The 13,298-nt window shown below is 76.4% G+C and carries 13 protein-coding genes; 8 read left to right on the plus strand and 5 right to left on the minus strand.

The window, feature by feature from the left end; all coding sequences use genetic code 11:
* Positions 1 to 18 precede the first annotated feature (18 nt).
* Positions 19 to 993: a methyltransferase gene (locus ACI79C_RS18115; protein WP_456947070.1), complete on the plus strand. Its 975-nt coding sequence runs from the start codon at positions 19 to 21 to the stop codon at positions 991 to 993.
* Between the two features lie 39 nt (positions 994 to 1,032).
* Here ACI79C_RS18115 and ACI79C_RS18120 read toward each other — a convergent pair whose 3' ends face one another.
* The 3 genes from ACI79C_RS18120 to ACI79C_RS18130 are packed head-to-tail and all read right to left on the minus strand — an operon-like array spanning position 1,033 to position 6,556.
* Positions 1,033 to 1,440: a Rieske (2Fe-2S) protein gene (locus ACI79C_RS18120; protein ID WP_456947071.1), complete on the minus strand. Its 408-nt coding sequence runs from the start codon at positions 1,438 to 1,440 to the stop codon at positions 1,033 to 1,035.
* A complete protein-coding gene (gene nirB, locus ACI79C_RS18125) occupies positions 1,437 to 3,968 on the minus strand; it encodes a nitrite reductase large subunit NirB (protein WP_456947072.1) in 2,532 nt (843 codons plus the stop codon). Before nirB ends, ACI79C_RS18120 begins: the two co-directional genes overlap by 4 nt.
* On the minus strand, positions 3,968 to 6,556 hold the full coding sequence (locus ACI79C_RS18130; RefSeq protein ID WP_456947073.1) for a molybdopterin oxidoreductase family protein: 2,589 nt from the start codon (positions 6,554 to 6,556) through the stop codon (positions 3,968 to 3,970). The genes nirB and ACI79C_RS18130 overlap by 1 nt, the downstream gene beginning before the upstream one ends.
* A 199-nt stretch (positions 6,557 to 6,755) precedes the next feature.
* Between ACI79C_RS18130 and ACI79C_RS18135 the strand changes: the two genes are divergently transcribed.
* The 4 genes from ACI79C_RS18135 (at position 6,756) to ACI79C_RS18150 (ending at position 10,068) form a co-directional block, all read left to right on the plus strand.
* Positions 6,756 to 7,688: an alpha/beta hydrolase gene (locus tag ACI79C_RS18135; protein ID WP_456947074.1), complete on the plus strand. Its 933-nt coding sequence runs from the start codon at positions 6,756 to 6,758 to the stop codon at positions 7,686 to 7,688.
* Between the two features lie 72 nt (positions 7,689 to 7,760).
* Positions 7,761 to 8,408: a GNAT family N-acetyltransferase gene (locus tag ACI79C_RS18140; protein ID WP_456947075.1), complete on the plus strand. Its 648-nt coding sequence runs from the start codon at positions 7,761 to 7,763 to the stop codon at positions 8,406 to 8,408.
* 80 nt (positions 8,409 to 8,488) lie between these two features.
* Positions 8,489 to 8,842 carry a YciI family protein gene (locus ACI79C_RS18145; protein ID WP_456947076.1) on the plus strand — a complete coding sequence of 118 codons (354 nt, stop codon included), beginning with the start codon at positions 8,489 to 8,491 and terminating at the stop codon, positions 8,840 to 8,842.
* A complete protein-coding gene (locus tag ACI79C_RS18150) occupies positions 8,767 to 10,068 on the plus strand; it encodes an RNA polymerase sigma factor (RefSeq protein WP_456947077.1) in 1,302 nt (433 codons plus the stop codon). Before ACI79C_RS18145 ends, ACI79C_RS18150 begins: the two co-directional genes overlap by 76 nt.
* Here ACI79C_RS18150 and arfB read toward each other — a convergent pair.
* Positions 10,065 to 10,505, minus strand: a complete 441-nt coding sequence (gene arfB, locus ACI79C_RS18155; protein ID WP_456947078.1) for an alternative ribosome rescue aminoacyl-tRNA hydrolase ArfB — start codon at positions 10,503 to 10,505, stop codon at positions 10,065 to 10,067. The genes ACI79C_RS18150 and arfB overlap by 4 nt on opposite strands.
* Positions 10,506 to 10,578: 73 nt before the next feature.
* Here arfB and ACI79C_RS18160 point away from each other — a divergent pair, with 73 nt between their 5' ends.
* Complete coding sequence (locus ACI79C_RS18160; RefSeq protein WP_456947079.1) at positions 10,579 to 11,202, plus strand: hypothetical protein; 624 nt, start codon at positions 10,579 to 10,581, stop codon at positions 11,200 to 11,202.
* 3 nt (positions 11,203 to 11,205) lie between these two features.
* Here the strand turns inward: ACI79C_RS18160 and yidD are convergent, their stop codons facing one another.
* Positions 11,206 to 11,718: a membrane protein insertion efficiency factor YidD gene (gene yidD / locus ACI79C_RS18165; protein WP_456947080.1), complete on the minus strand. Its 513-nt coding sequence runs from the start codon at positions 11,716 to 11,718 to the stop codon at positions 11,206 to 11,208.
* 32 nt (positions 11,719 to 11,750) lie between these two features.
* On the opposite strand from yidD, the gene mmuM reads away from it, so the two are divergent.
* Both mmuM and ACI79C_RS18175 read left to right on the plus strand, forming a co-directional pair.
* The gene (gene mmuM / locus ACI79C_RS18170; RefSeq protein ID WP_456947081.1) at positions 11,751 to 12,662 is read left to right on the plus strand and encodes a homocysteine S-methyltransferase; all 912 of its coding nucleotides are present in this window, start codon (positions 11,751 to 11,753) and stop codon (positions 12,660 to 12,662) included.
* 121 nt (positions 12,663 to 12,783) lie between these two features.
* On the plus strand, positions 12,784 to 13,275 hold the full coding sequence (locus ACI79C_RS18175; RefSeq protein ID WP_456947082.1) for a hypothetical protein: 492 nt from the start codon (positions 12,784 to 12,786) through the stop codon (positions 13,273 to 13,275).
* Positions 13,276 to 13,298: the final 23 nt, after the last annotated feature.

The following is a 13,298-nucleotide window of genomic DNA, read 5'->3' on the forward strand; positions in this document are numbered from 1 at the left end:
CGGTGCCACCATCCCCGTGTGCCCGGCTCCGCCGCCTCCCGGCTGGCCCGGCTGGCCGACGGCTACCTGGTCACCCAGCTGCTGCACGCCTGCGTGGCCCTGGGGATCCCCGAGGCCCTGGCCGCCGGGCCGCGCAGCGCCGGGGACCTCGCGGCCGAGCTGGGCGCCGTGCCGGGTCCGCTGCACCGCGTGCTGCGGGGGCTGGCCGCCGAGGAGGTCCTCGACGAGCTGCCCGACGGCCGGTTCGCCCTCACCCCGGTCGGCGAGTGTCTCCGGGCCGGCGCCCCGGAGTCCCAGCGCGGGGCGGTGACCGCCCGCGCCGAGCTGTACTACCGGGCGGCCGCCGGGCTGCTGGAGGCCGTCCGGGAGGGCGGCACCCCGTTCGACGTCGTCCACGGCCGGCCGTTCTTCGACTTCCTCGCCGCGTCGCCGGAGCGGCTGGCGGCGTTCCGGGCGTCGATGGCCGACCGCTCCGCGCGGGAGGCCGGCGCCGTCGTCGCCGCCTACGACATGACGCCGTTCGCCTCCGTGGTCGACGTGGGCGGCGGCAGCGGCACCCTGCTGCGCGTGATCCGCACCGCCGCCCCGGCCGCGGAGGTCACGCTGTTCGACCAGCCGGGCGTCGTGGCCGGCTCGGACCTGCCCGCGGTCTCCGGCGACTTCTTCGAGGAGGTGCCCGGCGGCGCTGACGCCTACGTGCTGTCCCGGGTCCTGCACGACTGGGACGACGACGACGCGCGGCGCATCCTGCGCACCTGCCGGACGGCGATGCGGCCGGACTCGGTGCTGCTCGTGGTCGAGGCCGTCCTCCCGGAGCGCGCCGCCGACGACCCGGCCGCGGTGCGGATGGACCTGCACATGCTCGTGCTGCTGCACGGCCGCGAGCGCACCGCCGACGAGTACGCGGCCCTCCTCGAGGCGGCGGACCTGCACCTCACCCGCGAGGTCCCCACCGGCGTCGGGGTGCACGTGCTCGAGGCCCGCCCGTCGTGATCCCGGCGGCCGCCGTCCGCACTCCCTGCTGGGGCCCTTCTAGACCTCCACGACCAGGTCGCCGTCCACCGCGCGCACCGGGTACAGCCGGACCGGCGCCGCCCCGGTCGTCGCGGCGCCGTCGGTCCACCGGTAGGCGTGGAGGTGCAGCGGGCAGACGAGCACGTCGACGTCGGTCTGCCCGTCGGCGAGCGGGCCGCCGGCGTGCGGGCAGGCGGCCTGCGTGGCGTGCAGGGACCCGTCGCGCAGCCGGAAGACGGCGACCTGCACGCCCCCGGCGACGAACGCCCGGCCCTCCCCCGGCGGCACCTCCTCGACGCGGCCGACGACGTGCTCGGTGCCGCGCACCGGGGCGGCGGGGCCGGGCACCGCGACGTCGGTGGCCGGCGTCCCCGTCTCGGTGCCCTCGGAAGTCGGGCGGGCCACCTCCAGGTGGGGTGCGCTCATCGGACCGGCACCTCCGGCAGCGGGACGAGCGGGAGCGACGAGCGGAACTGGCCCGGGGTGGCCGGCTCGCGGGCGTCCTGGCCCCAGGGGTCGCGGTAGGCGTCGACCGAGCGCTGCATGCCGGCGTCGAGGTCGGCGACGATGCCCTCGCTGTCCTCGAGCAGCACCGCCCTGATCCGCTCGAGCCCGATGCGGGGCACGAAGTCGTAGGTGCGCTCGAGCCAGTTGGCGTTCTCCCGGTAGTACTGCAGGAACCGGCCGGTCAGCTCGATGACGGCCGACGGCGAGTCGACGGTGGCCAGCAGGTCGCCCTTGCGGACCGTGGCCCCGGCGGCGCCGCCGACGTAGACCTCCCACCTGCCGTTGCCGACCGCCACCACGCCGACGTCCTTGACGTAGGCCTCGGCGCAGTTGCGCGGGCAGCCGACGACCGCGAGCTTCATCTTCGCCGGGCTCTCGATGCCCTGGAACCGGGTCTCCAGGTCGATGCCCAGCTGCGTGGAGTCGCCCAGGCCGAAGCGGCAGAAGTCGCTGCCCACGCAGGTCTTCACGGTGCGGAAGCTCTTGCCGTAGGCGTACCCCGACGGCATGCCGAGGTCGTTCCACATCGCCGGCAGGTCCTCCTTGCGGACGCCGAGCAGGTCGATCCGCTGGCCGCCGGTCACCTTGACCATCGGGACCTCGTACTCCTCGGCGACGTCGGCGATGCGGCGCAGCTGGGCCGGCGTGGTCACCCCGCCCTTCATCTGCGGGACGACGGAGAAGGTGCCGTCGCGCTGGATGTTGCCGTGGACGCGGTCGTTGACGAACTCGGCGTCCTTCTCGGGCACGTGGTCGGTGCCCCACATCATCTTCAGCAGCGAGGTCAGGCCCATCTTCGACCTCGCGTCCTCCTTGCCCCCGGGTGCGAGCGCGGCGAAGACGGCGGAGACGCTGCGCAGGTCCCGCTCCCGGATGGCGGCCACGAGCTCGGGCTTGGCCAGCGGGATGCCCGGCACGTAGTACGAGGCGGCGGGGTCCTCGGCGAGGTCGCCGTCGGCGGCCCACTCGACGATCTGCTTCACCAGCGACTTGCAGGAGCCGCAGCCCTTGCCGGCGCGGGTGCGGTCCATGACCTCGCCGACGCTGCCGCAGCCCCCGCTGACGGCGCCGCAGATGTCGCCCTTCGACACCCCGTTGCAGTTGCACACCTGCGAGTCGGCCGGCATCTCGGCGACCCCGACCTCCTCGGCGCCGTCGGAGAGGTCGACCAGCAGCCGGATCCGTTCCTCGGGCAGGGGGGCGCCGCGGTCGAAGGCCTGGGTGAGGAAGGCGACCTTGCGGGTGTCGCCGAGCAGCGTGGCGCCGATGAGCCTGTCGTCGCGGATGACCACCGACAGGTGCACGCCCCGCTTGGGCTCGGAGATGACCAGGAACTCGTCGTCCTCGCGCTCCGGGGTGGTCACGCCCATGGTGGCGACGTCGACGCCGGCCACCTTGAGCTTGGTCGCCGTCCGGCTGCCGTGGTACTCGGCGTCCGGGCTCGTGCCGGTGAGGACGTCGGCCAGCACCGTGGCGTGCTCCCACGCGGGGGCGACCAGGCCGTAGACCGTGCCGCGGTGCTGCGCGCACTCGCCGATCGCGTAGACGTCGGGCTCGTCGGTGCGCAGCTGGTCGTCCACGACGATGCCGCGCTCGACCTCCAGGCCGGAGCGCAGCGCCAGGTCGGTGTGCGGCCGGACGCCGGCGGCGACGACGAGCAGGTCGCAGTCGACCCTCCGGCCGTCCCGGAGGACGACGCCCTCGACGTGCCGGTCGCCCAGCACCTCGGTGGCCAGGACGTCGAGGTGCACGGTGATGCCGAGCGACTCGACGCTCCTCCTGAGGATGGCCCCGGCCTCGGCGTCGAGCTGGGCGTTCATCAGCCACGGCGCGGCGTGCACCAGGTCGACGTGCAGGCCGTGCCCCTGCAGCGCCCGCGCCGCCTCCAGCCCGAGCAGCCCGCCGCCCATGACCACGGCCCGGCGGCACCGGCCGGTGGCCTCGAGCAGGGCGCGGGTCTCGTCGATCGTGCGGAACCCGGAGACGCCGGGCAGCAGGGTGCCGTCCGCGCGGCGCACCCCGGTCATCGGTGGGATGAAGGAGTAGCTGCCGGTGGCCAGCACCAGGTGGTCGTAGGGGGTGACGCTGCCGTCGGAGCCGTGCACCGCCTTGGCCGCGGTGTCGATCCGCTCCGCCCGGACGCCGGCCCGCAGGGTCACCCCGTTGTCGGCGTACCAGTCGTGGCTGTTGAGGACGATGTCGTCCTCGTGCGACTCCCCCGCCAGGACCGGGGAGAGCATGATCCGGTTGTAGTTGCCGTGCGGCTCGTCGCCGAGGACGGTGATCCGGAACTGCTCGCCGCCGCCGCGGTCGAGCACCTCCTCGACGAACCGGGCGCCGGCCATGCCGTTGCCCACCACGACCAGCGCGGCGCGCTCGTCGAACTCGTCGACGTCGAACCGGAAGGAGCTCAGCCCCTCCGGCCGGCCACCCAGGACGGTCGTCATCAGACCTCCACCAGCCCGAGGTCGACGACCAGCTCGCCGGTGACACCGAGCGGCGCGGCCGCGTGCAGCTCGACCAGCGTGCCGCCGGGCAGGTCCTCGACCACCCGCAGGGGCACGTGCACGTCGCCCTTCGCGCCGATGGGGAACCAGCGCATCGGGACCCCGTCGCGCATGAGCAGCACGTACACCAGGTGCTCGGTGGAGTTGCCGCCGCGGAAGTACAGCGCCTGCGCGCTGCACCAATCGGGCACGGTGTGGCGCAGCGCGGGGTCGATCGGGCCGGGCTTGTCCAGGCCCTCCCCGGTGATCGGGTAGACGCCTTGCAGGAAGCGTGGGGTGCTCTTCACGCGGGGGGTCCTCCTCCGGGACGGGGGGCGTGGCTCGGCCGGGACGGGGTGTTCGTGGGGGCGGGTCCGGGGTTGGCCGGCGGGGTCGGGCGCGGGCAGCCGCTCGACGGGGCCCGCGACGCGGGTGACGGCGACCGCGCAGACCTTGAAGGCCGGCATCTTCGACGTCGGGTCGAGGGCGCCGGCGTCGGTGAGCGCGTTGGCCGACGAGGCGCCACCCCAGTGGAAGGGCGCGAAGACGACGTCGGGGCGGATGTCGTCGGTCAGTAGCGCCGAGAAGCGGGCGCGGCCGCGGCGGGTGGCCAGCTCGACGACGTCGTCCGGGCCGATGCCGTGCCGGCGGGCCAGGTCCGGGTGCAGCTCGGCGCGCGGCAGCGGGGCGAGCAGCGCGAGGCTGCGGGAGCGGCGGGTCTGGGTGCCCGACTGGTACTGGGCGAGCACCCGGCCGGTGGTGAGCACGTACGGGTACTCCGCGTCGGGCCGCTCGTGGGCCTCGACGTGCTCCACCCGCAGGAAGCGGGCCCGCCCGTCGGGGGTCGCGAACCGCTCGGTGAACAGCCGCGGCGTGCCCGGGTGGTCCGGCGCGGGACAGGGCCAGAAGACGCCCTGCTCCTCGTCGATCCGCCGGTAGGTGATGCCGGAGTAGTCGGCCGCTCCCCCGGCGCTGGCCCGGCCCAGCTCGGCGAAGACCGTCTCGGGGTCGCCGGTGAACCGCTCCCCCACGCCGAGCCGCGCGGCCAGCTCGGCGAGCAGCGCGAGGTCGTCCCGGACGCCGTCGGGTGGGTCCAGGGCGCGGCGACGGCGGATCACGCGCCCCTCGAGGTTGGTCATCGTCCCGTCCTCCTCGGCCCACATCGCGCTGGGCAGGACGACGTCGGCGAGCTCGGCGGTCTCGGAGAGGAAGAAGTCGCTGACCGCGAGGAAGTCCAGGTTCCGCAGCCGGCTGACGACCCGCCGGGCGTCGGGCGCGGAGACGGCGACGTTGGAGGCGAGCACCAGCAGTGTGTGCACCCCTCCCTCGGTGCCCAGGGCGTCGAGCAGCTCGAAGGCCGACGGTCCCGGCCGCGGCAGGTCGTCGGGGGCGACGCCCCACACGGCGGCGACGTGCGCGCGGGCGGCCGGGTCGGCGAGCCTGCGGTACCCGGGCAGCTGGTCGGCCTTCTGGCCGTGCTCGCGGCCGCCCTGCCCGTTGCCCTGGCCGGTGACCGTCGCCCACCCGCTCCCCTCGCGCCCGGGCAGGCCCAGGGCCAGGGCCAGGTTGATCCAGGCCTGCGCGGTGTCGGTGCCGCTGCGGTGCTGCTCGGCCCCGCGGGCGGTGAGGACGATCGCCCGGTGCGCCCGGGCCAGGGCGAGGACGGTGCGCCGCTGGTCGGCGACGGGGACCCCGGTCAGCCGCTCCACCCGGTCGGGCCAGTAGGCGGCCACCCCCGCGCGGACGTCGTCGAAGCCGGTGGTCCGCGCGGCGACGTACTCCTCGTCGACCAGTCCCTCGGCGATCGCGGTGTGCAGCAGCCCGTTGGCCAGCGCCAGGTCGGTCCCGGGCAGCGGCTGCAGGTGCAGGGCGGCGGAGCGCGCGGTCGCCGTCCGGCGGGGGTCGACGACGACGTGCCGGGCGCCGCGGGCCCGGCCTTCGTCGAGGTACTGCATGGCCGGTGGCATGGTGTCGGCCGGGTTGGACCCGACGAGGACGACGACGTCGGCGGAGGCGAGGTCGCTGAGCGGGAAGGGCATGCCGCGGTCGAGGCCGAAGGCCCGGTTGGCCGCGCCCGCCGCCGAGGACATGCAGAACCGGCCGTTGTAGTCGATGGCCGACGTCCGCAGCGCGACCCGGGCGAACTTGCCGAACTGGTAGGCCTGCTCGTTGGTCAGCCCGCCCCCGCCGAAGCAGCCGACGGCGTCCCGGCCGTACCGGGCCTGGGTGCGCCCGATCGCGGCGACGACCCGGTCCAGCGCCTCGTCCCAGGTCGACTCCACCAGCGGGCTGCTCCGGTCGCCGGGGACCGCGCGGACCAGCGGTCGGGTGAGCCGCTCGGGGTGGTCGAGCAGCTCCGGGGCCGACCAGCCCTTGGAGCACAGGCCACCCCGGTTGGTCGGGAAGTCGGCCGGCTGCAGGGTCGCCGGGCGGTCGCCGGCGGTCATGGTGACCCCGCACTGCAGGGAGCAGTACGGGCAGTGGGTCCGGGTGGTGCGGGTCCGTGGGCCCACTCCCGCCAGGGCGCCGGGGAGGGCGGTCGCGGTCACGGCACCGAGGGTGGGGGGTGCCGGTTTCCCGACCGCGGCATCGGCGTCAAGCCTGCGTTCCGACGGCCTCACCGCCGCCGTCCGCGGGCTGTGCGGTCGGGCGCTTCCGGGAAGCCGCAGGTGTGACCTAGGTTACGGCCCTGGCGCCTCCGGCCTGCCGGTTCCCTGGCGCCGTCGTCCGCAGACCGCAGGAGGAACCGTGCCGCTGAACCCACAGACCGCCGGACTGCTCGCCGCCATGGAGGCGCAGGGAGCCCCGGACTTCGCCGAGCTCTCGGTGTCCCAGGCCCGCGACGTCGCGGGCACGTTCACGGCCCTCCAGGGTCCGCTGGTGCAGGTCGCCTCCGTGCGCGACCGCACGGTCCCCGGGCCGGCCGGCGCGCTGCCGATCCGCATCTACACGCCCAACGGCTCCCCCCGTGGCGTGCTGGTCTACTTCCACGGCGGCGGCTGGGTGATCGGCAACATCGAGATCGCCGACGCGCCCTGCCGGGCGCTGGCCGACGCCGCCGGCTGCGTCGTGGTGTCCGCCCAGTACCGGCTGGCGCCCGAGTCGGCCTACCCCGCGGCGCCCGAGGACTGCTACGCGGTCACCCAGTGGGTGGCCGAGCACCAGGCCGAGCTCGTCGCGGAACCGGCGGGTGTCGTGGTCGCCGGTGACAGTGCGGGCGGGAACCTGGCCGCGGCCGTCGCGCTCATGGCGCGCGACCGGGGCGGCCCGGAGATCGCCTTCCAGGCGCTGATCTACCCGGCGACCGACCTCAACACCTTCGAGACCGAGTCCTACGCGCAGAACGCCGAGGGCTACCTGCTGACGGCGAACTCCATGCGCTGGTTCCGCGGCCACTACTTCGTCGACGAGGCCCGGGCCAAGGAGCCCTACGCCTCCCCCGCCCTGGCCGACGACCACTCCGGGCTGCCGCCGGCGTTCATCGCGGTGGCCGAGTTCGACCCGCTGCGCGACGACGGCGTCCGCTACGCCAAGCTGCTGGAGGAGGCCGGCGTCCCGGTCACGCTCCAGCGCTACGACGGGCAGATCCACGGCATCTTCTGGCTGTGCGAGGCCTGCAGCGAGGGCTTCCAGCCGCTGCTGGCCGACCTGTCGAAGGCGGTGAAGGACGCCCTGGCGTGAGCCCGGGCCCCGCCGGCCGGGCCCGGGTGCCCGGCCGGCGGGGTGCGCCCGTGCGGGTGGTGGGATGGGCGGGTGAGCGACCCCGCGACCACCGTCCGCCTCGGGACCCCGTCGGTGCGGCCGGCCGAGCAGCGCGACGTCCCCCGGATCGCCGCGACCCTGACCGTCGCCCTCGCCGACTCCCGCTGGACCCGCTGGGCGCTGCCCGAGGACGGCCGCATGCAGCGGCTGACCCGGCTGCACGAGCTCGACGCCGGCCACCGGTCGGTCGCCACCGGCACCGGGTGGGTCACCGAGGACGTCACCGCGGTCGCCACCTGGGAGGCACCGCCGGGTGCGCCGGGCACCTCGCCGCTGCCGGACGACGTCGCGGCGGCGCTCGCCCGCGAGCTGCCCTACCTCGCCGGCTCGCACGCCGACCGGGTGGCCCGCACGCGGGAGCTGGTCGACGCCGCCCGCCCGGCCGGACCGCACTGGTGGCTCACCCACCTGGGTACTCGGCCGAGCAGCCGTCGGCGCGGCATGGGCAGCGCGCTGCTGCGGCCGGTGCTCGACCGCTGCGACGCCGAGAGCCTCCCGGCCGCGACCGCCGTCTTCACGTGGGCGGCCGCCCGCTTCCTCCGCCGCTCCGGGTTCGAGGTGGCGCAGGCTCTGCGCACCGCGGACGAGGAGCTGCCGCTGTGGCTGCTGGTGCGGGAGCCGGCGTCGCCTGCCGGCTGAGTGTCGATCCGGGGCCGGCCCGTTCGTACAGGGGGTGAGCAGCCGGCACCGGGCCGGCCGCTGACCCGAGGAGGACGACGATGGCGCAGTACCTGCTGACGATCTACCAGCCCGACGGCCCCGTGCCGCCCCCCGAGGTGCTCGAGCCGATCATGCGTGACCTGGACGAGGTCAACCGCGAGATGCGCGAGGCCGGCGCCTGGGTGTTCGCCGGGGGCCTGCACCCGCCGGAGACCGCCACGGTCGCGCGCCTGTCGGGGGACGAGGTCCTGCTGACCGACGGGCCCTACCTCGAGGGCAAGGAGCACGTCGGCGGGTTCACCGTCGTCGAGGCCCCGGACCTCGACGCCGCGCTCGAGTGGGGCCGCAAGGTGGCGCGCGCCATCACGCTGCCGATCGAGGTGCGGCCGCTCCAGGGCGGGCCGGGCTGCTGACCGCGGCGTCCACCGCGCAGGTCGAGCGCGTCTTCCGCGACTCCTACGGCCGCGCGGTCGCCGTCCTGACCCGCCTCCTCGGCGACATCGACGCCGCCGAGGAGGCGGTCCAGGACGCGTTCACCACCGCTGTCGCGCGCTGGCCGGCCGAGGGGGTGCCGCCCAGCCCGGCCGGCTGGATCGTCACCACCGCCCGCAACAAGGCGATCGACCGGCTGCGCCGGGAGTCCACCCGGGACGCCCGGCACCGCGCCGCGGCACTCCCGCACGACCCGGACCCGCCGCCCGAGGAGGGCGCCGTGCGCGACGACCGGCTGCGCATGCTGTTCACCTGCTGCCACCCCGCCCTCGCCCCGGCGGCCCGGGTGGCGCTGACCCTGCGGCTGGTCGGCGGCCTGACCACCGCCGAGATCGCGCACGCCTTCCTGGTGCCGGAGGCCACGATGGCGCAGCGGCTGGTGCGGGCCAAGGCCAAGATCCGGGCGGCCCGCATCCCCTACCGCGTCCCGGCCGAGGCCGACCTGCCCGACCGGCTCCGCGGCGTCCTCGCCGTCGTCTACCTCATCGCCACCGAGGGACACACGGCCACGGCCGGGGAGCAGCTGGATCGTCCCGACCTCACCGCGGAGGCGATCCGGCTGGCGCGGGAGCTGGCCGAGCTGATGCCCGACGAGCCGGAGGTCCTCGGGCTGCTGGCGCTGGTGCTGCTGGTCGCCTCCCGCCGGCCGGCCCGCGTCGGACCCGACGGCGGGCTGGTGCCGCTGCCCGAGCAGGACCGCCGGCTGTGGGACGCCGACCTGGTGGCGGAGGGACAGGCGCTGGTCCGGCGCTGCCTGCGCCGCGGCGCGCCCGGCCCCTACCAGGTGCAGGCGGCCATCCAGGCGGTCCACAGTGACGCCCGCACCGCCGCCGACACCGACTGGCGGCAGGTCGTGGCGCTCTACGACCAGCTCCTGGCCCTGGTCCCGAGCCCGGTGGTGGCGCTGAACCGAGCGGTCGCGGTGGCCGAGGTCGAGGGGCCGGCCGCCGCGCTGGCCCTCGTCGAGGAGCTCTCCGTGACCGGGCACCACCTGCTGCCCGCCGTCCGGGCCGACCTGCTGCGCCGCCTGGGACGCAGCGACGAGGCGGCGGCGGCCTACACCGAGGCGATCGCGCTGGCCGGCAACGCCGCCGAGCGGGCGTTCCTGGAGCGGCGGCGGGAGTCGGTCGGCGGCAGGTCTGGCTAGTCCCACCGCCGCCGGGAGCGCTTGAGCTCGCCGCGCTGCTTCTTGGCCTGGATCCGCCGCTCCTGGGAGCCCCTCGTCGGCTTCGTGCGCCGGCGGGCCGGCGGCGGCGGGGCCAGGGCCGCCCGCAGGACGGCGGCCAGCCGCTCCCGTGCGGCCTGCCGGTTGCGCAGCTGCTGGCGGTGCTCGCTGGCGACCACGGTCACGACGCCGCCCACCAGCCGGTCCCCCAGCCGCGCGGCCAGCCGCTGCCGCTGCGCGTCGCCCACCCCGGGCAGCTCCAGCGGGGCCACCGACAGCTCCACCCGCGAGTCGGCGGTGTTCACCCCCTGGCCGCCGGGGCCCGAGGACCGGGAGAACCGCCAGCGCAGGGCCGTCGCGGGCACCACCAGGGAACCGGTGACGGGCAGGTCACCGGCGACGTCGTCGGCGTCGGGCACCGGTGCAGTCTGGTCGACCGCTCGGGGCGCGCGGTGACGACATCCCCCGGCGCGGTCCGGGAGCCTGCCGCGCATGACCGCGGCCGATCCCTTCCCGGGCTCCCGCTCGCCGGCCGTCCTGACCGGTGTGGCGGCCGGGCTGACGCTGGCGGCCTGCGCGGTCGGGGCCCTGGGCTGGCCGCTGCCGGACCGGACGACCTCGGGCTGGCAGGTGACCCACGTGCCGCCGACCCTGCTCGCCCTGGTGACCGGCACCGCGCTGTCCTGCCTCGCCATCGGGGCGGGCCTGCGCCCCGTGCCGCGCGGCGCGCCGCTGGTCGCGGCGACGTGGGTCGGGCTGGTCGTGCTCACGGCCGCCGCGCTGGTCTGGCACGACCTGTTCCTGGCCGCCCTGGTCGGCACCGGGGGCCCGGTCATCCCGGTGTTCGACGGCCTGCTGACCTTCGTGCCGGCCTTCGCCGTGGGGCTGGTCACCCGCCGCCACGGGCGGGCGGTCCAGGGGCGCGCGATCCGGGCCACGGCCGTCGTCACCCTGCCGCTGGTGGGGCTGGGCTGGTCGCTCACCGACGGGACGACGGGGCTGCTGCCCGCGCTGGGCGGCGGGGTGTACGCCACCGTGGTCTTCGGGCTGCTGCCACTCCTCGTCGCCGGAGCACTGACCCGCGCCCCCGAGCCGGACCCCGACGACGAGGACTGACCGTCAGCCGCCGGCCGGGACCGGGTCGGGGCCACCGGTCGCGCCCGGCCGGCAGCGCAGCAGCCGGCGGAGGGTCAGCCAGGTGCCGCGCCCGGCGCCGTGCCGCTCGAGCGCCTCGACGGCGTAGGACGAGCAGGTCGGCTCGAACCGGCACACCGGTGGGCGGCGCGGGCTGATCTCGCGCTGGTAGACGCGGACGGCGGCGACCAGCCGGTCGCGCACCCGGGTCCCGCGGCGCCCGGTGCCGGCCGCGTGCACGTGCCGCACCGTCGTCGGCACGAGGAACAGCCCGTCGACCCCGCAGCCGATGGCGTTGGCCAGGCAGCACCCGGTGTTGAGGAACAGCAGGTCGCGCAGGCACGAGTCGCTGCCGCCCCCGTACCCCCGCCGGTAGCCGTAGCCGTAGCCGGGCGGTGGGGGCCCGTAGGCGCCGTAGCCCCGCCCGTAGCCGCGGCCGTGGTACCGCCGGGGCGGGCGCCGCCGGGGGCCCCAGTTGCTGCTCCAGATGAACACCATGGGTCGCCCTGTACCGCGGGAGGATCGAGGGCATGCCTGCCCGCGCGCTCGCCGACGCCCTCCGCTCCGGGCCGGTCGTCCTCGACGGCGGGCTGGCCACCCAGCTGGAGGCGCAGGGCCACGACCTGTCCTCGGCGCTGTGGTCGGCCCGGCTGCTGCGCGACGACCCGGACGCGGTGGTGGCCGCCCACGCCGCGTTCGCCGCGGCCGGCGCGCAGGTCGCGACGAGCGCCAGCTACCAGGCCTCGGTCGAGGGGTTCGCCGCGGCCGGGGTGGACGCCGCCCGGGCGCGCCGGCTCGTCGCCTCCTCGGTCGAGCTGGCGCGCCGCGGGGCGCCGGGGTGCTGGGTGGCCGGGTCGGTCGGGCCGTACGGGGCCGTGCTCGCCGACGGGTCGGAGTACACCGGCGCGTACTGCGCGCAGCTGTCGGTCGGCGAGCTGCGCGCCTTCCACCGCCCCCGGATGGAGCTGCTGGCCGAGGCGGGCGCCGACGTCCTCGCCTGCGAGACGGTGCCGGCGGCGGCCGAGGCGGAGGCGCTGGTCGCGGAGGCCGACGCGCTGGGCGTCCCGGTGTGGCTGTCGCTCACCACGGTCGTGGACGGCGACGGCGTCGTCCGCACCCGGCGCGGCGAGCGGGCCGCCGACGTGTTCGCCCTCGCCCGCGGCGTGGACGCCGTCGTCGCGGTGGGGGTCAACTGCACCGCGCCGTCCGCCGTCGGCCCCTCACTGGCCGCCGCGGCGTCGGCCGGCACGCCCCTGGTGGCCTACCCCAACAGCGGCGAGGGCTGGGACGCCCCCGCCCGCCGCTGGACGGGGACGCCGGGGGTCGACCCGGACGAGGTGCCCGCGTGGGTGGCCGCCGGCGCGCGGCTGGTCGGCGGCTGTTGCCGGGTGCGCCCCCAGGACGTCGCCCGCCTCGCCGCCGCGCTCGACCGCCCCGGCTGACCCCGGCGAGGGACCCCGCGATGTTTTGCCAGCCGTTTACCTACGGCTGGGTATCCCCTTGCCGGGGCCTCCATAGCGTGGGGATCGAGCAGGACAACGGACCACCGACGGGACGGTTGCCATGGACGTGCGCATGGCGGTGTGCGAGCTGATCGTCCGCGACCCCGTGCTCCGGGCGCTGTTGCTCAACGCGCCGGACCGCGGTGGACCCGGGAGGTGCTGCGACCGGGAGGGCGCCGCGGCCTGCTGCCTGGTCCTGGGGTGGACCGGCGAGGACCCCGGGCACTGCCCCGCCGCCGTCCAGTGGCTGACGGCCCGGGTGGAGCTCCCCCGCTCGCCGTCGCGCGACCGGTTCTATCTCGACCTGGTGCTGCAGCGGTTGCGCACGGTGGTGGCCACTCCCTCCGCGCCGTTCAGCACCCGGTGCCTGGGGATCTCGCCCGCGCTCCTGGAGGGTCCGGAGGGCACCGTCGCCAAGGTCGGCACGTACGAGTTCACCGCCCTGCCGCGCCGCCGCGACGCGGGGGCCGAGCTCGTCGCGGGTGGGCGCGGGTGGTCCGCCCCGGCGGTGACGTTCCCCGCCCCGGGCTGCGCGTCACCGAGCCTGAACTGATCCCGCGGGCCCCGGCGCGGGGA

Source organism: Geodermatophilus sp. SYSU D00697 (assembly GCF_054050175.1).

What these genes read in the sequence shown, in the direction of transcription:
- ACI79C_RS18145 (WP_456947076.1), top strand. Translation starts at nt 8,489, where the DNA reads ATGGCGCAGTACCTGCTGACGATCTACCAGCCCGACGGCCCCGTGCCG.
- yidD (WP_456947080.1), bottom strand. Translation starts at nt 11,718, where the DNA reads ATGGTGTTCATCTGGAGCAGCAACTGGGGCCCCCGGCGGCGCCCGCCC.
- ACI79C_RS18175 (WP_456947082.1), top strand. Translation starts at nt 12,784, where the DNA reads ATGGACGTGCGCATGGCGGTGTGCGAGCTGATCGTCCGCGACCCCGTG.
- nirB (WP_456947072.1), bottom strand. Translation starts at nt 3,968, where the DNA reads ATGACGACCGTCCTGGGTGGCCGGCCGGAGGGGCTGAGCTCCTTCCGG.
- mmuM (WP_456947081.1), top strand. Translation starts at nt 11,751, where the DNA reads ATGCCTGCCCGCGCGCTCGCCGACGCCCTCCGCTCCGGGCCGGTCGTC.
- ACI79C_RS18160 (WP_456947079.1), top strand. Translation starts at nt 10,579, where the DNA reads ATGACCGCGGCCGATCCCTTCCCGGGCTCCCGCTCGCCGGCCGTCCTG.
- ACI79C_RS18120 (WP_456947071.1), bottom strand. Translation starts at nt 1,440, where the DNA reads ATGAGCGCACCCCACCTGGAGGTGGCCCGCCCGACTTCCGAGGGCACC.